The following is a 21,371-nucleotide window of genomic DNA, read 5'->3' on the forward strand; positions in this document are numbered from 1 at the left end:
CGCAATCAGGAATACCGAGGCGTCTGGCGCAGCGAAAACCGTTCCCTGCTACTCGTCCGAGTCCGGCAGGTCGACGACCTTTTGTCGCCCGACTTGCCCTCTGGATATCTTTCCATTGTTTTCCATCTTACACAGCAGGCGGCTGGTCTTGCTCTCCGAAAACCCTGTTTTGGCCACGACATCCCCCTGCCATAGCCGATGGTCGTGTTCAGCAAGGAGTTGCAGAATCTGCTCTTCGTCGGTTTGCAGCGACTCCTCCATCCCCTTCACGGGTGGCTGCTCTGATTGCTCGACCACCGTTTCCTCGCCAGCCGAGGTGGCCGAGGTGGAGTCCACGGAGAGGAGCGTACTAACGAGTTTGTTCAGCCGCTCTAGCGTTAGTTTAGGCATCCGCCACCGTCCCATACCGGCATCGCTGCTCGATTCGAGGACCCCTGCGACCAGCCCAGCGGATTCCTGCACTCGTCCTGTTCTAGCGAGACGAGGTTCAGTTCAAGCCACTCACAAATTCCGATGAAGAACGGATTCGACCACTGATTAGACATGATATACAGTAGACGCGGCACCCCCATCAAGGGCTGACATTTTCACGGAAATCGAGTTTGTTATTATATGAGTAACACACCAGTCAAGATAGCAATGCGCAACCGTTTCATCCGCTTTCACCCGAAGAGACTCTAAGAAAGGGTTTCAAAGGCGTGGAGACTACGACAAAAAAAAGGGACGAAAGAAAGCGTACTGTCACTGTACATTGTACACGCACTGACCCAGCTGGAATCCCCTCCACAGAGACGCGGTGTGTATTCTCGATAGTCATTCGTCTGTCTGCCGATGTCGTGTTCCAACTCGGATGACTACCATCGTAGCGAGAACCCCCATATGCGGAATTATCCTAGTTACGCCCATGCGAGATCTGGCGAGAGACGTATCGGCGAACGGAGAAACCACCCCTTCGAGAGACACACCGGGATACCCGCCCGGCGAAGACAGCCAGAATGGAGCTGACCAGACGGAGGCCAGAGATGGATCACTCATCGGTGAACTGGCCCTGTCTCATCCCGACCTTGCGCTGTCGGGCGTTATACGTCGTGTGCCAGGTGTCACTGTTCGACCGACACGGGTGACTGCGTCTACGGGTTCCCGGTTGATGGTGTTTACAGCACGCGGCGAAAGACTGGAGCCGTTCGAGACGGCCCTGGACGACAGTACGACGGTATCGGACCCACTGGTGATCGAGCGCACGACCAACGGTCGTGTCTTCAGGGTCGAACTCACGGATGACACGCGCTGGATCACGCCCGACTTGGTCCAGGCCGGCGCCCGTCCACTGAATGTGGAGAGTTGTCATGGGAAATGGGAAGTTCGCGGACAGTTCCGGTCCCGGGCTGCGCTCGGCGCGTTCAGAGAGTACTGTGAGAACAACGATATCTCGTTCACATTAAAGCAGTTGTACTGGACAAGTCGTGCGGACCACCGAACTGATTTCGGGTTGAGTCCGAACCAACTGGAGACAGTTCGAGAAGCCCACCGGAGTGGCTATTTCGACGTCCCACGACAGGTGTCACAGCAGGAACTCGCCGACCACTTCGGAATCTCCTCGTCAGCCGTCTCCCAGCGACTGCGGCGGGCCACGGCCCAGATCCTCGAAGAAACGGTGTTGCCCGACGACACTGCTGGCTCGAACCAGTAGCCGCTCGACATCGGCGTTCATGCAGCGATAGACCACATCAACAGTCCTCACTCTGTGGCTGGGCAGGATTCCATCTTGATACAGCGAGGGAATCCCGCCCTTCCCGTGAGTGACTAGTGTTCCGACACCAGTCGGAACCGAGGAGCGAACAGGGCGTTGACGAGAGCGAAGCTCTCGTTCGTACACCAGAAATCGAAGATTTCTGGCTGCCCGCCAGACGTAGTCTGGCGACCGCGAAGAACATCACTCGGAAACCACTCCAGAACTGGCACAAGTCTGGTGCTGGAGGGGCAACCAGTCACCTTGCCCTCAAGTCGGGGACGTTGAATGTGAACGGCATCTTCACGCCTACCACCGCTAGTGGTTAGAACGGGAGTCCACCGACAAGCTCTGCCCTTCAGGGCGGAGAAGGTGACCGTGAACGGTACAGTTGTAGCGTTTTCACGCGGTGCCCCACCAGTTACAGCGTGAAAATACCGAATTCCGACCCAGGTAGTGGACGATCCCGGCAGCACGTCACAAAACTCCAGACCACCAAGAGATCGGCTACTGGGCAGGATAACAGTGTCTTAACCAGTTGTTTGCGAACTGGGATTGGCTGGGATAGAACGGGATCGAAATCGGTTGCAATTTAATATACTGATAATTACCTCTTAAACTCTGCAATCGGCCAGGATAGTATTATTCCCCACAGAAACGCTCTCTCTACCTAGATTCATTGTGAATGACCAGAACCGAGATGGAGACGAGATGGAGGGCGCTATCGGAGCACTAATCGACAGCGGTAAGACGACAAATCGGCGCAGTTGGCTCCGTGGGCTCGCAACGACTGCATCTGCGGGTGCACTATTCGGGTTCGGCTCGACCACAGCAGCCGGTTCGACAGCCGACCGACTCGACCGGTATTTCGAGGAGTTCGGCACGGTTATCGACATTGTCGAAGCGGGTGCGGACAACACTGGGACGGAATCAGTTGTCGACGTCATCCGGGAGCATCGCGGTGACGATACGTTGCTCGTGTTCCCACCGGGGGAGTACTACATGGACGAACAGGTCCGGTTCACTGGCTTCGAGAAGTTCGGGTTGGCCGGCAACGACGCCACGCTGGTACCCGCTGATTACCAGACCTTCGACGGCCCACAGTATCGCCTGTTCCGTCTGGGCGTCGAGTACAGCCCGGGGACTCGGCTCGTCTTCGATGGGTTCGACATCGACCAGACCGCACCTGACACCGGCATTCGCGTTATCGATGCGGTCGTCACTGACGGCCTCGAAGTCCGGGACATCTCGGTCCGAGGCCAACACGACAGCGGCACGTGGGGCCCCGGCCGATTCACGATCACGGACGCAAGCGGCACGGGCCTGGTCGAGAACTTCGAGGCACCCGACGGCGGTGCCTGGGTCGACGAGACGCCCAACGACGGGAACCTCTGGCGGGGGCCGACAGGCTTGCTCGCAAACAGCAACAACGGAACGCTCCGGTTCGTGGACTGCGTCCTCGGAGGGTTCCCCGACAATGGACTGTACGCGTCCGGCGGATCTGGGAAGATCGTCGTCGACGGCGGCGTGTTCAAAAACAGCAATGCCGCCTGCGTCAGGGTTGGTGGCCAGGGAAGCGTCGTGCGGAACGCGACGATCGAAGTGGACCAGAATCGACCACAGGACAGCAGTCACCGCGGACTCAGACTGGAGAACGGGAACGACCTCCGGGCCGAGAACGTCACGATTCGGAACTACGAACCCCTCCCGAACAGTCACGGCGTCTCCGTGATGAACTCCTGTGAATCGGTGTGGATGGAGGACGTGAACGTGAAAATTTCCGGCGACGAGGTCGATCACGGAGTCGTCATCTCGCCGGAATGTGGAGACGTCGTCCTCCTCGATTCCGGTATCGAACTCGATACACCCGGCGGGTTCGGGGTTCGCATTCACGGCGAGGAGGGTGCCGGCGACGTCATCCTGGAGCACGTCAACGTCGTCGGTGAAGCGGGTGACGAGAGTGGGGCCGCCGGAATCAGATGTGACCGAGACAACGTCCGGTTCGGCAAAGTCGCCGTCGACCAACCAGGTGGAACCAACCGCCGGGCGGTCGTCAACACCGGCGATAACCTCAAGATCTACGATGGCTTCTACAGAGCCACCGAGCATCCGATCATCGACCTCGGAACCGGAACCTGGGTCGAGGAGGTATACGCGAAGTCCCACGGCGACGCCGAGGCGATCTGTCTCTACGACGAGAGCGCAGACGTGTACCTCAAGAACAACAAACTCCGCGGCGGCATCGAGGATTACGGCTCTGAGGGCCTCAAAACCGTCGGCAACGAGTACTGACGCAGTAGTCCACGGCACCGGCACCGCCCGTGACTACTGGCGGTCGCATCCGCGAACAACGGTCCGGCATCAGCGACCTCAAGCCGGTGAAGAACCGTTTTCGCCCTGTTTGCGTAGCTCCCAGAGTTCATCGAGCGTGATGACTTCGATAGCGTCACCCGTCTCGTCGATATGTTGGAGGAGCTGTTCGTACTCTCCAGCCGTCATCGTATTATTCAGGCTGAAGTCATGGAAGTTGAGGATGCCGCATTCCTTGAACTCCGCCACATTGTCGACGACTTCCTTCGCAGTCGAGAGGTCGTTCCCGATTGTTCGGGGCAACACTAGCGGATCAAAACTGTATAGGCCGGTTGTGTTTACGCTCCCCGACGCGTTCATGCCCCCGATGTAGTGATATTTCGAGGCTTCCGAGAGCACAGTCGCGTTGTAGTTATTGCCGGGATACACGATCGCATTGGCTCCATCGAACCCTTGATTGCGGAGCCATTGCTTGTTCTGTGCCATCGTCTCTCTGATCTCTTCGCCGGACTCTTCGGTGTAGTTGGTCGCTAGACTCCCGTGAGTGCAGATGTCGTCGCCAGCTTCCTCGCGCTCCTTGAGCTGTCCAACCGACATGAAATTCCCACCGCCCACGAGCCGTGGTGCTGTCGCCATCGTCACGTTGAAACCGAACTCGTCGTTGATCGGCGCACCGTCTTCGTAGTAGCTCCGGCGACTGTCGTCCCAGCTCAGAACGATGTACCCTTTATCAGGCTTCGGATGGGTACGCATGTCGTCGAGGCTGATTGTTGCATCAGTGGTGGTCGCGTTGAGCATGTGCACCTGGACCCGCTCGATCTGGGTGATATCGAACGCGTCACCGCTGGTCGAGAACGTCCCAGGTGCGGTGCGGAACCACGCCACGTCGTCGCCATCCTGCGAGATCCTTCGCAGCGACCGGACCATTTGATTACCGAACGGGTCGACGAGTCGGACGTTGACGGCGATTTTGGACGGGGTCGTCGTCCGAACCGCCATCGATAGCTCGGTGTCCGAGAAATCCCTGCTATCGGCTGCCCGTTCGATGAGGGTGTTACTCCCATTCTCGCCGAGAAGTTTCGCACTCTGGGACCCGGCAAACGATGTGTCGTTCGATTCCACGTCCCCAGTAAGTGCCGTCCACTTCGAGAGGTCCTCGAAGTCGTCAAACGACGTTCCCGGGTGGGCATACCGCTCGCGACTTTTGTAAGTGGTTTCGAGTGTGTCCTCATTTACGTCCGGTGTCTGTCCATCCCCCGGCGATGTCGAGTTGGTCGTTGTATCGCTGGACCCCATGGAACAGCCCGCAAGGCCGAGTGCTGCCGCTGCGGCCGTTCCCGCGAGGAATTGGCGTCGGTTCGATGCAGTTTGTCTCATACCTATGCCATCATACCCGATGGCTATCACTATAGAGACGCTAAGATATTTGAATATCAGTGACGATTTTGTTTATGTGATTCATAGAGGGACTCCCAACCAATCGTGTCGGTCGGGGGAACGTTGGCTGTCCGAGTTCCGAACACCTGTTTGACTGTGGTCTGGTACAAACGAGCGGAACCACCTGCAGGTGTCCCTATCAGGTCTATAATAAGGACGATCCAGGGCGACGTCGTTCGTATATGGACCGACCCCGATCCCCACTAACCGAGCAGATTCGCCGCGGACTCCGGGAGCCTCACCTCGTACTGCGCCAGGTCAACGAGTGGTTCTACGACCTCCATTCGGAGTACGCCGACGACCGTGATCGACTCGAGTTCTTCGAGGAGGACTGGGACAACCTCCTGTTGCTCGATGCCTGTCGGTACGATACGTTCGCGTCCGTCCACGACCTGCCGGGGCAACTGGACGCCAGACATACCGATTCGAGCTCGACGATCGAGTTCTTGAAGCGGTACGTCGATGAGCAGGACCTGACCGACACCGTGTACGTCACTGCTAATCCACAACACTACCGCAAACAGGAGCGCGACTACATCTCGGCCGATTTCCACGACGTAATCGAAGTCTGGCAGGAAGACGGGTGGGACGATGCGTTCAGGACGGTCCGGCCGGAAACAGTCGCCGATGCCGCCGAACGGGCCGCGGACCGCTACCCGGACAAGCGACTCCTCGTCCACTTTCTGCAACCGCACTACCCCTACATCGGACCGACCGGACAGGACGCGTTCGACAACGACTCGCTCGACTTCTTCAACAAGGTTCTGAACGGCGAAATCGAGGTCGAGGATAGAACCCTCCGAAAGGCGTATCAGGAGAACCTTGAGGCAGCACTACCGAGCATCAGCCGGTTACTGGGGTCACTCTCCGGTCGGACTGTGGTCAGTGCCGATCACGGCGAGATGTTCGGCGAACGAGCCTTTCCGATACCGGTACGGGAGTACGGGCACCCGACAGGAATCCACACGCCAGAACTGACTGAAGTCCCGTGGCTCGTCTCCGACAACGGTCCCCGGCGGTCGATCACCGCGGGCGATTCCGAGAGCGATGCGGACGACCGCGACGATGTCGCATCGGAGGTCGTCGAGGAACGCCTCAGAGACCTGGGGTATGCCTAAGCCCGTGCGGAGTCCCTTCGTCCATCGAGTATCTGGTGCTGGTCGCTCCGGACCACCGAGTCACACGAAAAGCCCCATCCACGGGTCACTCCTCGTTGTTCAGTCAGACATCTCCAGCGGCACGGTTGGCAACCGACTGGCCGAAAGCGAGCGGGACCGAATTAGACCGGGAGTCTGTCGACCGGGACGAGTTGGCAGGACAGTACCGTGAACCCCCGGAGAACATGCAACGAAACATAGTCAGCGGCGTCCTGTCGGTCGTCTCCGGCAAAGTGGTGACCATGGTTATCGGGATCATGACCACGCCGATCCTGTATCGGTTGCTGGGGCCCGGACAGTTCGGGGAGTACACGACAGTGCTGTCTGTCCACGCGATTTTGATGATCTTCGTGAGTTCCGGCATCACCGACGGCGTCCGAAAGTTCGTCGCCGAGGACCGCGCCGGGACACCAGGCTGGAAGCCCAACGTCGTGGGGTTTTATTTTCGGATTGCGGTAGCGCTGGCGCTACTGGGGGTAGTAGGCTACATTGCAGCCATCCAACTGGGTCTCGTCGACTGGCTGTTCGGCCCAAAATTCGAGACGTATTTCAGTCTCATGATCGTCATGGTCGTCGCCGCACAGGTGTGGGCGTACGCGCGCAAGACGCTCATGGGATTCGGCCTGGAGCGGTATTCGGAACCCCTGAAGGTACTCTATCGGCTGGTCTTCGCCACCAGCGCGCTCGCACTCGTGTACGTCGGGTACGGCGTGATCGGTGCCCTCGCCGGCCAGGTACTCGGGACGCTGCTGGTCGGCATCATTGGGCTCGTCCTGGTTACTCGACAGATACCAGTCCGAGCACTCTTCCAATCAGCACCGGCGGCGTTCCCCCGGAAGCAGATGGTCACGTACAACGTCATGGCAGTGGCCCTCTCACTGTTCCTGCTGTCGCTGTATCACGTCGACATCATCATGCTCCAGACGCTGGCCGGGAGCACGCAGGTCGGGAACTACAAGGCAGCCCTCGTGCTGGCGGAGTTCCTCTGGTTCGTGCCGATCACACTCCAGACGGTCTACGTTCACTCGACCTCGGAGCTGTGGTCGCAGGGCCGCTTCGACCGCATCGCTGACCTCGCCGCACGGACGACACGCTATACACTCCTCCTGACGGCCCTGATGGCACTTGGCCTCGGGTCGTTGGCAAACATTGTCGTCCCGATCTACTGGGGGGACGCGGCGCTCCCAGCGATCTCGCCGCTGTTGTTACTCCTACCGGGGGCGATAGGCTTTGCAACGGTTCGACCGACGCTCGCCATCCAGCAGGGGCACGGCCAGCTTCGATATCCGGTCCTCGCCACCGCGGCCGCAGCACTACTCAATCTCGGCTGTAATTTCCTCTTGATACCACGATACGGAATGAGCGGCGCAGCCGTCGCAACCAGCATCGGATACGGGTCGATGTTGTTCTTTCACGTCTGGAGCGCCCGGAAACTCGGATTCGACCCGATCGGCGACGCACGACTCCTTCGCATCGGTGCCACGGTCGCAATCGCTGCAGTCCCGATCGTCCTGCTCTCACGCCTCCTGCCAGGATCGATCGCACCGCTCCTCATCGTCCCCCCGGTCGGACTGGTCGTCTACCTCACCGCTGCGTTCCTGACCGGGGCGCTCACCGTTCAGGAATGTCTGGACCTGCTCGCCGCATTCCCGGACCCAATCGGGAGTTTCGTCGATCGATTCGATACTCGCCGTCGGACACGAAGCATGGCGACACTGTTGCCCGAACGGAACCAGCTCTGGCTGCTGGTGATCGGCCTGTTGCTATTTGCGGCAGGGACCGCTGTCGCCGCCTTCGATACTATGCTATAGGGTCTCGACGACCCCATGGGCCGGTCGAAAACACCACGAGTGGCAGATCCGAGCCATGTCCTGACACGACAATACCCTCATTTCCCACAGAGGGACAGGAGACGTTTTCGCCGGACTATCACTGGTCTACAGATATCGGTATACCGACCTTATCTGTGCAATAAGTAAGCACAAGTGGTCACTCCGATCGATCAGTGACGATAGATGAATCCGGCCCACTGGGAGGGAGTCGGCGTTCGTTCCTGCAAACAGCAGCAACAGGCATCTTCGGGTCGAGTCTTCTCGGCTCGGCCGCGGCGACAGGTATCGAAGACCAGTATCGAACCGTCGTCGACGTAACTGACGCCGGTGCCGACAACACGGGCACGCAATCAGTGAGTTCGGATGTCCAGAGCCTGATCGGTGACGATACGTTGCTGAAATTTCCCTCGGGTCGATACGTCATGGACGAGCAGGTTCGACTCACGGGATTCGAGAACGTCGGCCTCGTGGGAGCTGACGCGACGCTGGTTCCTGCGGATTACGACGAGTTCGACGGTCCCCAGTACCGCCTGTTTCGACTGGGCGTTTCGTACAGTCCCGGCAAGGACATCCGGGTGGAGAATTTCACCGTCGACCAGCGAGGGGCGAACACTGGCATCCGCGCGTTCGAGATAACTGCGAGCGATGGCCTCCTCGTCAGGGACGTCACTATCGTCGGCCGCCACGACAGCGGTACCTGGGGTCCGGCGTTGTTCAGGATCACCGACTCCGGTGGGAGTGGTCGTGTCGAGCGGTTCCGAGCGGCCGACGGCGGTGCCTGGGAAACCGAGACACCCGGCAGTCTCTGGCGTGGTCCGACTGGCATTCTCGCCGCCCAGATCGAGGGAACGCTTCGATTCAACGACTGTGTCATCGACGACTTCCCGGACAACGGCCTCTATGCCACCGGGTCGGGCACTGTCGAGGTGACGGGTGGAGCGTTTCACAACAGCGGGACCGTGAACGTTCGCATGGACACCGACAGCGGACACATCACCGGAAGCGAGTTCGTCGTCGACGATCCGTCGTGGTATCACAGGGCACAGGTTCCGATTCGGTTCCAGGACGGGAGCTGGTTCGACGTGCAGAACGTCAGTATCGAACTGACACAGCCAAACGGGGACGCGATCCAGTTCAAATCGGGGGCTGGCGGTGGGGCTATCAGTGACTCCACCATCGAAATCCGCAACGAACCCGCAACCGGTGTGCTCGTCGACCCCAGTGCCGGTCCAACATATCTCGATGGGGTCGACATCGACATCGACGCCAGTGCGAACGCGATCCGGATCGAGGGTGACGACGACGGCGAGGTGATCGTTCAGGACGGGCGCATCTCCGGCGGTGCATCCGGTCAGGTACTCCGCCACGCCATCCGCTGTGAACGCGATCACTGTGAGTTCCGTGGGATAACCATGGACCAGTGGGGCGGCTCCGAACGGTCCGGACTGGCGCTCACCGGTCGTGATTACATGGTCTACCAGTGTGAGTTCCGGACCACGGACCGTCCGCTGACCATCGCCGGTGACGACGTCTGGGTCGAGGACTGTTACTGCAACTCCTACAGCGCCCAGGAGTCCGTGCTTCTCGGAAGCACTGCGAACTCGATCCGCCTCAAGAACAATGGCTTCCCCGACGGAATCGAGGATAACGGGGCCAGCGAGGTCCTCGCGACCGGAACGTCCTACTGATACTGCCGAACGTTCCAACCGGTCGCTTATCGAGCGGATAATAATCCGACAGCACCGGCACTGTGGCGACATGACCAGGGTCAGCGTCGTCATTCCGACGTACGATCGCGCAGCGGAACTCCCCCGTGCAATCGAGAGCGTCCTGAACCAGACGCACCAGGAGCTCGAACTCCTCGTCGTCGACGACGGGTCGACGGACGGAACCCAGTCGCTACTCGACTCGATTTCGGATTCGCGGCTGCGTGTGATTACCCATGAGACAAATCGAGGAGCGAACGTCGCACGAAACACCGGGATCGACCACGCTGAGGGCGAGTGTCTCGCCTTCCTCGACTCCGACGACGAGTGGGAGCGAACGAAACTCGACCGCCAACTGACGCGATACGACAGTGGACCCGAGGACTGTGTTGCGGTGTACTGTGATTTCGAGATGGAAGTCGGCGGTCTCAGCGGCCGCGTCCTCTCAGCCGTCGCCGGGGTGTTGGCCATGGCCGACGGGGACCGGCCGAAAGCGGGGCGTGACATGCTCGTGGGTGAAATACTGGCCGACCATCTCCACTCGGGGGCCGGGTCGACACTCCTCGTGGAAACGGCCGTTGCGCGCGAAATCGGCGGTTTCGACGAAGAACTCGACTGGTTTCAGGACCCCGATTTCCTCTTGCGTGTCGTCCAGGAAGGGTTCGTCGGGTACGTCGACGAGCCACTCGTGTCACGACACGAGACCGGGTCACCGCCAGCGGCAGTCGCTGCACGCGCCGACGAACAGTTCCTCGCCAAGCACGCGTCCCTCGTCGAGGCTGCCGAAGAAAACGGATACCGAGTTCGGGCAGCACACGCACTGCTCATGGCGAAACTCTATCTCGCGGAGGGGAAGTTCGAGACGGCAGCGGACCATCTGGCCGCGGCTCACGTCCCACCCCGGCACGTCCCGGGTGTTCTCTGGAGCGGGGCCACCGGCATCCGGAACAGTGCCGTATCCGCACGCCCGGACTGAGCGCCGAGATACGGGGCAAACCACTCCCAGCGTGGTCTGTCCAGCCCAGACAGCGGCTTACCCGCTCAATAATAATGGCCGGCTGGTGTGGAGTGACCAGTAATGTTTCCGTTCGGTCGTTGGTATTCTGATTTGACGGTCGTTGTTTGTCTTACAGCGGTGGCAGTGGTGATGGTGATAAGCGACGTCCCAGGGTGGCTCCGAATAGGGTTCGTCGTCCCGTTGGTGACAGTGTTGCCGGGCTACGCGTTCATCGGGCTTCTCTACCCGAGAACAGAGCGGGCGTCCCCCCGAGTGTTCGACGAGACCGAGGGCGGGCTATCCGAGTCGATCCCCACGAAAGAGGGCATCGACACCGTCGAGCGAATCGTGCTCGCTGTCCTCTCTAGCCTCATACTCGTGCCTGCTGTCGTCCTCGGGACGAACTTCACGCCCTGGGGAATCACCGTCGAGCCGATTCTCGCTGGACTCGCCGGGCTTACCGGAGTGCTCGTTCTCGGCACAGCAGTCCGGCGGCTCCGAGTCCCGTCGTCCCAGCGGTATGCCCCCAGTTTCTCGTTTCTGTCGACGCTCCTGTACACCCGAAGCACCCCCACGTTCGGCTCGACTGGGTCTAGCCCGTATCCGTTCAATATCGCACTCGTGATTGCCATCGTGCTGTTTGCCTCCAGTCTGGGGTATGCAGCAGTCAACCCACCGACTGGCGACGGATTCACCGAGCTGTATATCGAGACGGGGGACGTGACCGGCGAGACGGAATCGATGTATCCCTCTCAGTTCGCCGCCGGCGAGACACGCGCGCTCCCCGTCACGGTGGCTAACCGAGAGAACGAGGAGACGGCCTACGGGCTTGTCGTGCTCCAGCAGCGCGTCAACCGGACGGATACCGACGAACGTGTGGTCGAAACGGACCGCATCACACAACAGCGCTTTACACTCGATCAGGGCGAGAACTGGTCACAGCCGATGAGCGTGTCCCCGTCGATGAGTGGTTCCGACCTCCGCCTCGTACTCTTGCTGTATCGCGGCGACATACCCACCGATCCGTCGATCGACACCGCCTATCGCGTCCTGCGCCTGCCCATAGACGTCGATGGCGGAGGCGGGAGTTGATCGGTCGTGTGGCCATGGGAACACCTGGCGATCGGGTACCTGCTCTACTCGGGATACGTCCATTTCACCAACAGTGAGTCGCCGACCACAGGGCCAGCGCTACTCGTGGTCCTGGGGACTCAGTTTCCGGACCTCGTCGACAAGACGCTTGCCTGGACGTTCACGATTTTCCCGAGTGGCGTCTCGGTGGCCCATTCGGTGTTTACCGCCGCTGGGCTGTCGGCGTGTGTCGTGCTCCTCGCGCGGCGACTCGAGCACCGACAACTCGGCATCGCGTTCGCCATTGGCTACCTTTCACATATTCCGGCCGATATGGTGTATCCAGTCTTCCTGGGGGGTCGACTCAACCTCGGAGCGTTCTTCTGGCCGCTCGTCACGGCTGCAGGGCCGGCCCGCGGTGGCTTCCTTGCGAACTTCGCCTACTATGCCGTCCGCTTTCTCGCGTTCCTCGGCACGCCACGCGGCATTCTCTTTCTGGTGTTGGAGATCGCGTTGCTCGGGACGACGGCGGTGGTCTGGATTCTCGACGGCCACCCTGGATTCGATGTTCCGTCGCGTTTTAATTCCGAAATAACGTAACTGGACGATGACGAAGGGCAGGCATATAGCCAGCGTATCGGCCCGTGAAGGTTCGAGCCGTCGGTTTCTGCGACTGCATATCGACAACGGTCTGCGAGAGAGACTACCTGTTCATCCTGTACGTCCGAAAGCCGTCCCGGAATTTACTGGCTCAATAGGCAAAGGGTGGTCTCGAATAGAGGAGTGTATGCAGGTACCGTTCACTCGTCGTCGCGTGCTGGGCATCGGCGGAACCGTCCTCGCTGGCGGGGCGTCGGGATGTCTCTCGACAGGGGACGTGGCTGGAACGGAATCGTCCACGACACGCTCTGCATCCCGTGAAACTGTCGATGAGCCACTTCCGGAACCGAGCGATGTGTCCTTCGATTCCTCGACAGGCGCAACTGTGGAGGCAACACTGTACGGGCGTGGCTCCTGTGGCGTTGTCCTCGTCCCCCAGATCAACCTCGACCGTGAGAGCTGGCATCCGCAGGCGGAGCGCCTCGCTTCAGAGGGCCTGGTCGCACTGCCAATCGACGAGGGCAGCGACCGGGTGCCAGCCGTTCTCGCTGCGGTCGAGTACCTGCGAACCGAACACAGCATCTCCCACGTGGTACTGATGGGTGCCAGTACCGGTGGGGAGGCCGCCGTCGTCGCTGCGGCAACGAAACCGGATCGTGTCGATGGAGTAATTACACTCTCGGCTGCCGGTGGTGTCGTGCGAGCGAATCGGCTCACCGGAGCGCAACTGTTCGTCGTCAGCAGGGGAGACGAACAGGAGTTCGTCGATATGGCTTGCGAACTCAACGACAGAGCACCGGAACCGAAGCACCTCGAAATATACGACGGTGGGGCACATGGGCAACGACTCTTCGAGAGCCCACACCGCCAGGACCTTTGGACGAATGTACTCACAACTATTACAAATGTTTGTCAGAACTGAGTGCGGGCTCGAACAGCCACACACCGACCGGAGCCGATTTGAGCATGAGTGACAGATCGATTCGGAATCTCGGGACCATCGAAGACGTTCAGTACGACGCACGTACTGACACGTATAGCGTAACGTTGAATCCCGAGACCGCCGATAACGTCGGAGCCACGATAGCGATGGCTGTCGCGGCTATCACCGACCAGTATCTCGAAGACCTCCCCCCGATCGCCCACGCTGTGGACCCGGATTCGCTGGACTCGGTCTTCCAGTTCGACCAGGCAGCGGCCGAGGGGAACCGAGGCTGTCTGATTTTCGAGTTCGGTTCGCGTCGGATTACACTGTATTCCGATCGATCTCTCGTCCTCGCACCGCTCCCCAACGAGGACCCACACCGGTGAGAGTGATTCACCGGTTCCAACGCCAGTGGGCAGACACTGGCAGTGGACACGGAAGTCAGGAGACCGAGCGGACAGACGGTTTAGGAAACTGCTCAGACCAGTTAACACGACAGTAAGTGCTCCAGATCGATAGGCTCAAACCGGGCGGATAGCTGACCGGACTCCTGGTCTTGGCCGCTCAGTCTTCCAAAATCACCCACACACGGGGATATCACTAGAGACAGTCCGATAGCAATTGTATACATTTCGGTCCAGATTCCGGACGGCCATCACCGGGACGGTGGGTTCGATTACCTACCTTATAGGAATAGGCTGGTAGCTGCTTGGTTCTGTACAGAGTCATCGTGTCTGCAGACGGCTCAAATGAAAATACATGACTATGCAAGTACACTCATCCGACGAAACTGATTCAGCTACCGGGATGGCTCCAGTAACGGACTCCACATCCCGACCCACCGTGGGTAGCTCGTCCGTCCATCCCACCATGGGAGCGGTCGAATCACATCGGCTATCGAACGCAAGCGCTCAGACGACAGGCATCGGGCACACGCGAGAGATTCGACAGAAGGTATCGAACTGATGTGTGGAATCATTGCCCACCTCGCTACCGATGATGCGGTAAACGGATTGATCGAGGGCCTGGACCGACTCGAATACCGCGGATACGACTCCGCTGGTATCGCGGTCAGCGACGGGTCGGATCTCTCCGTCTACAAACGCGCAGGCGAGATCTCGGACCTAAAAAGTGACCTCTCGGCCGCGCCACTGACGGGAAAGATCGGCATCGGCCACACTCGCTGGAGTACGCACGGCCCCCCAACGGACGAGAACGCTCATCCACACACCGGCGACAGGGAGCGCGTCGCAGTCGTCCACAATGGTGTCGTCGAGAACCATCGTCGCCTCCGCAAGCAACTTCGCGCGGACGGCCACGAGTTCACCAGTGAGACGGACACGGAAGTCATTCCGCACCTCATCGAGGAGTATCTCGAAGCGGGAGACAGTCCGGAGATGGCCTTCCGTCGAACTGTCGACGATCTGGAAGGCGGGAACGCGGTTGCCGCCGTCTTCGAAGACGAAGCGCGTATCTTCGCTTCCCGGGATGGCTCACCACTCGTCGTGGGTATCGACGACGACGAGTACTACCTGGCGAGCGACGTGCCCGCGTTTCTCGAACACACTAGCGACGTCATCTATCTCGAAGACGGGGATGTCGTCATCGTCGAACCGGACCAGCTTCGGATCCTCGATCCCGACGGATCCTCCGTCAAGCGAAGTCACGAGACTGTCGATTGGGACCCCGAGGAGGCTGGCAAAGGGGCGTTCAACCACTATATGCTCAAGGAGATCAACGAGCAGCCCACCTCGCTCACGAACACGGTTCGTGGCCGCATCGATGCCGAGCAGGAAATCGTATTCGAGGAACTCGATACGGGTATTTTCGACGGGATCGAAGAGGTCCATTTCGTCGGGTGTGGAACGTCACATCACGCATCGCTGTACAGTGCCCGATTGATGAGCAGGGCTGGTATCTGCGCCAGAGCGTTTCGGGCCAGCGAGTACGTCGAAACGTCGGGTCCGATCTCCGAGAAGACACTCGTAATCGCGGTCACTCAGAGCGGAGAGACGGCGGATACGCTCGCGGCGTTGCGAGAAGCAACAAATCGGGGAGCACCGACGCTCGCGGTGACGAACGTGATGGAATCGACCGCTGCACGTGAAGCCGACGAAACGGTATTTATTCGCGCCGGTCCGGAAATCGGTGTCGCAGCGACGAAGACGTTCACCTCCCAGGCGGTCACCCTGGCACTGCTTTCGCAAAAAATCGCCGGTGAACTGCCCCAGGCCACCCTTCGCGAGGACCTTCCGGAACTGCTGGAGGCACTCGCACGCATTCCGGAGGATGTCCAGCAGGTCATCGACCAGAATCAGGCGGCCGAACTCGCACGGGACCTTCTCACATACGATGCGTACTTCTTCATCGGCAGGGGGTCCAGTCTACCGGTCGCACTCGAAGGGGCACTGAAGTTCAAGGAGATCACCTACGAGCATGCCGAGGGGTTCGCCTCCGGACAGCTCAAACATGGCCCGCTGGCGCTGGTGACGCCGAACACGCCGGTCTTCTCGCTGTTCACCGGAGAGGAAATCGAGAAGACGATTACGAACGCCAAGGAGGCCCAGACACGCGGAGCCGACATTATCGGCATCGGTTCGGCAGACAGCCCCGGACAGAGCGTCTCCGACGCTTATCTCGAAATTCCGGCGACCCATCCAGTCTGTGAGAGCCTGTTGGCGAACGTCCAGCTCCAGCTCATCTCCTACCACACCGCCGACCTGCTCGGGCGTTCGATCGACAAACCCCGCAACCTCGCCAAGAGCGTGACTGTCGGATGATTTCGTCGCGATGACCGAAACGGAGTCGGCCCTCCACATGCACAAGGAACTGTTCGGTGTCTTCGGTGATCGGTCGGCGTTCGAGCGGGAACGGTCACCAGAGACGTTCGACCGTGTCGTCGAGGGGCCGACGATTACCGCCGGTGTTCGGAATTCGGAACTCGGCATCCCCGGCCGTACCACCGTGTTCCAGACCCCACGAGGCGTGTGTGTTCTCTGGGGAGAGGTGTATCCACGGCAGGTCGATGGGATGGGTCTCGCACAGTGGGTCCTCCAGGAGTACGCCAAACGCGGTCCCGACGTACTGAACGAACTCAACGGCTCGTACCTGGCCATTCTGGACCACGAACGTCGAGACGGGCTCATCGCAACGGACTGCGTCAGAAGTCGTGAGTGTTACTTCTCCGATGCAACGGGGACTCGCCTGTTCGGCACCGACCCGTCCACCGTCGGGAAGACCGTTCCCGACCCGACACTCGCTGAAGAACCGCTCCAGGAGTTACTCCACTTCGGCGTCGTGCTGGACGACCGGACAGCGATCGCGGAGCTCCAGCGGATTCCCTTCGACAGCGGACTGACGGCGGCCGAGACCAGACGGTTCGACCGGTTCGTCTACGAGCCACGCGAGTTCGATTACGCGAGCGAACTGGCCGAGCGCCTGGAGCGAGCACTCTCCCGACGGCGTGGACTTCCAGGCCGGAACGGCCTGCTCCTGAGTGGCGGGTACGATTCCCGGGTTGCCCTGGCAGGAATCCCCGACATCGAGGCCGCGTTTACAGTCGCCAAACCAGGGAGTTCAGAGCTCGCCGCGGCCCGTCGTATCGCCTCGCAGTACGGCGCATCGCACACACAGTTGCACGTGGACGATCGCTACCTGAACACCGACGCCGAAACCGTCCGCTACGGACACGGAATCATGGAATCGCTCCATATCCACCACGCTGGATACACCGACCAGATGGACGTCGAGACGATATTCCACGGTGGGCTCGCCGATTCGCTCCTGCGAGGCCATTTCCTTCCCATCAGTGGCATCCAGCTGTTCGACCACGAGTGTCCGCCATACAGCCTCGATACCGACCCTGATGTCGGCACCTTCCTGACCGAGATATTCGGCTATCTCCCGGCGTCGGAGTCGCTGGCCCGGACTGGCGTCTCGACAGACGAGTCGGGAACGGAGTTCCTTCAACGCCGTGTGGCCGAGGTATCCGCGAAGTACGACGCTCGGTTCGACCGGAAGGCCAACGAGATGGCCCTGCTCGGGATCCAGAACCAGCCGAGCCGTTCGTTCCGGTATCATCTCGGCGATAACTTCATCGAATCCTGTTTCGTCCTCGACAGGGAACTGATCGAGTGGCACCTCGCAACGCCGCCGGAACACCGGAACACGAAGACGTTCATCCGCGCAATGCGGAAACTCGACGGCGATATCCTCCGGCACCGTCCCCCTGACCGAGCAACCGACTCCTACACCCTCAATCAGATCGGGAACTTCCTCCAGCGCGTGATCCCACTGGTGTCCGGCTACGAGGGGCCCTGGCCCGACCGCAAGGAACTCTACGAGGACCGGAATCTCGACGAGGAGTTGTTTGGAGACCATCCCGCGATTCAGGAACTCCCGTGGCGGCTCAAACTCAGAATCAACGACATCAATACGTGGCTGGACGCCACCCTCGGCCAGTCGCCAGTCGATTCATCGGCACTCGTTCGGTCGAATCCAGTCCAACAGCCGACATCCTGAGAGCACTCAGTTTGCGGTTCCACCCCGCAACAGGGACTCATATTGCGGCAATTATTTTCTGGTCTTGTTGTTGAACAGTGTACAACTCGGAAAATACAGTGTTAACTCCGCTGTGTTCGGTATGATTGGGTCGGACCCTCGCAAGAAAGCGTGCTCGCGGAGTCGAGGAGTCAGCTGGTTTGAAGCCCTCTGACTGGAGTCTGCGACTCCGCTCTCAACTCGGTTACTGCATCCAGGAACGAGTCAGATTTCCCCGACAGAGGGGACTCACCCTCCGACATTCGGGTCCCCAGTACACGGAATCCGGAGGGGGGTTTGTCGTACCTTCCTGCCGATTTCACAGAGAGCTAAACAGCCGCTAACCGGCCGTAAAACTGCTGAGATGGTCGGGATACGGCACAATCCACAAAACGATCTAACCGGTATATCAAGGTGGTATTAATAAAATAATGTAGAAATGACGGGGTCAGCAACAGACGAAATAACCGCCACTGAAGAGATAGATGCGGACACAGCAGACACCACTGACGAGGGGGAGTTATCCCGGGACGATATGTTCCACTTGCTGCAATGCCGTCGCCGCCGGCTCGTGTTGAAGTACCTTCAGGAATACACCGGTGAGAAACCAGTCGTGATGAGCGATATCGCCGAACACATCGCCGCGCTCGAACACGACACCACCGTCAGAGCGCTGCGGTCCCAGGAACGTCAGCGTGTCTACATCGCACTCTACCAGTCACACCTGCCCAAGATGGACAAGGCGGGCATCATCAACTACAACCAGAATCGTGGCTACGTCGAACCGACTGCGCTCACAGCCGAGTTCACGCCATACCTCACCGACGAACCGTCGGTCCTGCCAGCAGACGAAACCGAGTCCGAGACTGAGGCCGAAGTCGAGGCAGAGCCCCAGGCCGAAGTGGACGCACAACTACTGCAGGTCGAGCGAGATTCAGCGTGGCCTCGGCGGTACATGGCCGCTGCGGGCGTGAGTGCCACCGGAGTCGCGGCGCTCGGCGTCGCCGGGTCGTCCCTGGCTCTTCCCTCCGGTATCAGCATCGCAGTCATCGCTGGTGTCCTGTTTACACTGCTTGCAGCCGTTCACTGGGTGGCAGAGTCCACGGATAACTGACTTCTTCGCTCGTCGCTACTGAAGACCAAGCGTACGCACTTCTGTCACCGTTTCGCTGTGGACGAGTCTATCGAAGTGACATTGGCTCTTCCCGAACTCATCGAAACACCACTCAAATTGGCGACATTGTTAAAAATTGTCGTGCAAGATGTAACGCGCATATCTTGCAGATGGATTCGCTCAGATTTGGTGCAATCAGAATCTTCTCTCCCGATGTTCTAGCTTTGGAGAAATAACCCTCAGATCGGTATAATTGAAGCTATTAGCGGAGGAATAATGGCGATTTCCCAAACCGGTGACCGGTCCGGTTCACAGAGACGCGTTCTCGTCGGCCGCGAGTTTGAATACGTCGACCTGCTCGTGCAGTTCGTCGCTCATCGCAGTCAGTTGCTGTGCGCGCCCAGCAACTTCCTCCATCGCATCGGCCTGTTCGTCGATTCCGCTCGAGATCTGCTGGACGGAGGCCGTTATTTCCTCGCTCATCCCGGCTGTGTCCGCGATGACGTTGCTGACAGCCTCGGCGTTTTCAGCTTGTGACTCGACAGCGTCAGAGATTTCATCGATCCCATCACTGGTTTGCTTTGCTCGTTCTTCGACGGTTTCGAGCTGGTGGACGAGGGACTGGACCTCATTTGCGCCCTGTTCGACATCCTCGTTAGCATCGGTGATGCTCTCAACAAGGTCTGCGGTCTGATTCTGGACGTCTGTCACAATATCTGTAATGTTGTCGGCCGACGCCTGTGACTCTTCAGCGAGGTTTTTGACCTCGTTAGCGACGACGGCGAATCCTTCTCCCGCTTCACCAGCGCGGGCAGCTTCGATATTGGCGTTCAACGCGAGGATGTTCGTTTGCTCGGCGATGTCAGCGATAATATCTATTATTTCACCGACTTTCTCCATGCTCTGATCGAGCGATTCGATACGTTGGGCGACCGAAGATGTCGAATCCGTCGCGTCGCGGATTTGCTCGACTGTCTCCGTTCCGCTGTGGACACCATCCGAAGCGATGTCCGCTACCTCCTCGGACTGAGCGTCGATCTGTTGAATCGTGGCCGTAATCTCCTCAATGGAGGCCGAGAGGTCGTCGACATTCTGATTGGCTTGCTGTGTCTCCTGTGAGAGGTCCTCAGCACCATCTGCCAGTTCGGTCGAAGAAGCATCGATTTGCTGAATCGAAGCCGTCACCTCTTCGCTGTTGGCACTGAGTGTATCACCACTCTCGTCGAGGTCGGCCGCGTTGGCAGTCAGTGAATCGATAATCTCTCGAAGATTATCGACGGCAGTATTGAGATGGTCGTTCAGGCGAGTGTATTCGTTGTAGACATCCATTGCCTCGTCGTAGTCCTGATCGGGTTCTGGCACCGTCGGGTCGATCGTCAGATCACCCGCTGCGAACCGCTCGACTTTGTCCTGTAATTCGTCAAGAACATCTCGCTGGTACTGTTCGAGGAACTGTTTTTTCTGTCGCTGACGGTTGCGTTCAGTGACGTCTTTTTCGACGAGCATCGCACCAGCGGAGACACCGTCATCATCGAATAGTAGTGTCACTGTCCGTTCGAGCGGAGTCTCTTGGCTAGCGACGAGCATTGTCTCCTCACGTTGCTGGATGTCGTCATCACGGCGCATGGCCTCTTGTACGATGTCGCTGGCCGGGCTTTCGTCAGCCTGTAACACCTGTGGCTTGTTTCCGGCTGCCTCCGATTCGGTTAAGTCGTACAACTCCAGTGCCTGCTCGTTGATGTGGGTGATTCGACCGTCGGTATCAACCACGATGGTGGGCTCCTGTAACCCATTGAGGATACTCCGGACGAATGCCTGGGCTTCGTCCGAACGGGCTGCTTCCTCATTGCCATTGTCGGTTGCAGCAGACGAGATCGTGTCACTAGACTCGGATGGATCAGTCTCGGACTCCATGCCGAGTCCACCGAGGAGTTTGTCCCGGAGTCTAGTCGAG

Annotated in this window: 16 protein-coding genes; 13 read left to right on the forward strand and 3 right to left on the reverse strand. The window is 59.3% G+C overall.

Annotated elements, in window-relative coordinates; translation table 11 throughout:
- Positions 1-48: 48 nt before the first annotated feature.
- On the reverse strand, positions 49-390 hold the full coding sequence (locus E2481_RS17095; RefSeq protein WP_136718380.1) for a helix-turn-helix transcriptional regulator: 342 nt from the start codon (positions 388-390) through the stop codon (positions 49-51).
- Between the two features lie 460 nt (positions 391-850).
- Between E2481_RS17095 and E2481_RS17100 the strand changes: the two genes are divergently transcribed.
- Both E2481_RS17100 and E2481_RS17110 read left to right on the forward strand, forming a co-directional pair.
- Positions 851-1,690, forward strand: a complete 840-nt coding sequence (locus E2481_RS17100) for a helix-turn-helix domain-containing protein (protein WP_136718381.1) — start codon at positions 851-853, stop codon at positions 1,688-1,690.
- Positions 1,691-2,440: 750 nt separating this feature from the next.
- On the forward strand, positions 2,441-4,021 hold the full coding sequence (locus E2481_RS17110; RefSeq protein ID WP_136718382.1) for a right-handed parallel beta-helix repeat-containing protein: 1,581 nt from the start codon (positions 2,441-2,443) through the stop codon (positions 4,019-4,021).
- A 78-nt stretch (positions 4,022-4,099) separates the two neighbouring features.
- On the opposite strand, the gene E2481_RS17115 is transcribed toward E2481_RS17110, so the two are convergent.
- Positions 4,100-5,446, reverse strand: a complete 1,347-nt coding sequence (locus E2481_RS17115) for a polysaccharide deacetylase family protein (protein ID WP_136718383.1) — start codon at positions 5,444-5,446, stop codon at positions 4,100-4,102.
- A 212-nt stretch (positions 5,447-5,658) separates the two neighbouring features.
- On the opposite strand from E2481_RS17115, the gene E2481_RS17120 reads away from it, so the two are divergent.
- From E2481_RS17120 to E2481_RS17170, 11 genes are all read left to right on the forward strand, one after another.
- On the forward strand, positions 5,659-6,594 hold the full coding sequence (locus tag E2481_RS17120) for a hypothetical protein (RefSeq protein ID WP_136718384.1): 936 nt from the start codon (positions 5,659-5,661) through the stop codon (positions 6,592-6,594).
- Positions 6,595-6,818: 224 nt separating this feature from the next.
- Complete coding sequence (locus tag E2481_RS17125) at positions 6,819-8,444, forward strand: oligosaccharide flippase family protein (RefSeq protein WP_136718385.1); 1,626 nt, start codon at positions 6,819-6,821, stop codon at positions 8,442-8,444.
- A gap of 194 nt (positions 8,445-8,638) precedes the next feature.
- Positions 8,639-10,153 (forward strand): hypothetical protein, encoded by a 1,515-nt coding sequence (locus E2481_RS17130; protein WP_136718386.1) that lies wholly within the window; start codon positions 8,639-8,641, stop codon positions 10,151-10,153.
- 70 nt (positions 10,154-10,223) lie between these two features.
- The gene (locus E2481_RS17135) at positions 10,224-11,147 is read left to right on the forward strand and encodes a glycosyltransferase family 2 protein (RefSeq protein ID WP_169302479.1); all 924 of its coding nucleotides are present in this window, start codon (positions 10,224-10,226) and stop codon (positions 11,145-11,147) included.
- Positions 11,148-11,249: 102 nt separating this feature from the next.
- Positions 11,250-12,260: a DUF1616 domain-containing protein gene (locus tag E2481_RS17140; RefSeq protein WP_136718388.1), complete on the forward strand. Its 1,011-nt coding sequence runs from the start codon at positions 11,250-11,252 to the stop codon at positions 12,258-12,260.
- A gap of 6 nt (positions 12,261-12,266) precedes the next feature.
- The gene (locus tag E2481_RS17145; protein WP_136718389.1) at positions 12,267-12,839 is read left to right on the forward strand and encodes a metal-dependent hydrolase; all 573 of its coding nucleotides are present in this window, start codon (positions 12,267-12,269) and stop codon (positions 12,837-12,839) included.
- 385 nt (positions 12,840-13,224) lie between these two features.
- Positions 13,225-13,761: an alpha/beta hydrolase family protein gene (locus tag E2481_RS17150; RefSeq protein ID WP_136718390.1), complete on the forward strand. Its 537-nt coding sequence runs from the start codon at positions 13,225-13,227 to the stop codon at positions 13,759-13,761.
- Positions 13,762-13,805: 44 nt separating this feature from the next.
- Positions 13,806-14,150: a HalOD1 output domain-containing protein gene (locus E2481_RS17155; protein ID WP_136718391.1), complete on the forward strand. Its 345-nt coding sequence runs from the start codon at positions 13,806-13,808 to the stop codon at positions 14,148-14,150.
- A gap of 579 nt (positions 14,151-14,729) precedes the next feature.
- Complete coding sequence (glmS, locus tag E2481_RS17160) at positions 14,730-16,544, forward strand: glutamine--fructose-6-phosphate transaminase (isomerizing) (RefSeq protein WP_136718392.1); 1,815 nt, start codon at positions 14,730-14,732, stop codon at positions 16,542-16,544.
- Positions 16,545-16,554: 10 nt separating this feature from the next.
- Positions 16,555-18,285 carry an asparagine synthase-related protein gene (locus E2481_RS17165; protein ID WP_136718393.1) on the forward strand — a complete coding sequence of 577 codons (1,731 nt, stop codon included), beginning with the start codon at positions 16,555-16,557 and terminating at the stop codon, positions 18,283-18,285.
- A gap of 553 nt (positions 18,286-18,838) precedes the next feature.
- Entirely contained in the window at positions 18,839-19,417 is a 579-nt protein-coding gene (locus E2481_RS17170; protein WP_443670012.1) for a DUF7344 domain-containing protein, read from the forward strand.
- Between the two features lie 309 nt (positions 19,418-19,726).
- Here the strand turns inward: E2481_RS17170 and E2481_RS17175 are convergent, their stop codons facing one another.
- Entirely contained in the window at positions 19,727-21,331 is a 1,605-nt protein-coding gene (locus E2481_RS17175; RefSeq protein WP_169302481.1) for a methyl-accepting chemotaxis protein, read from the reverse strand.
- Positions 21,332-21,371 lie beyond the last annotated feature (40 nt).

Origin of the sequence: Halorientalis salina (assembly GCF_005049285.1) — an archaeon.
Classification (GTDB): domain Archaea; phylum Halobacteriota; class Halobacteria; order Halobacteriales; family Haloarculaceae; genus Halorientalis; species Halorientalis salina.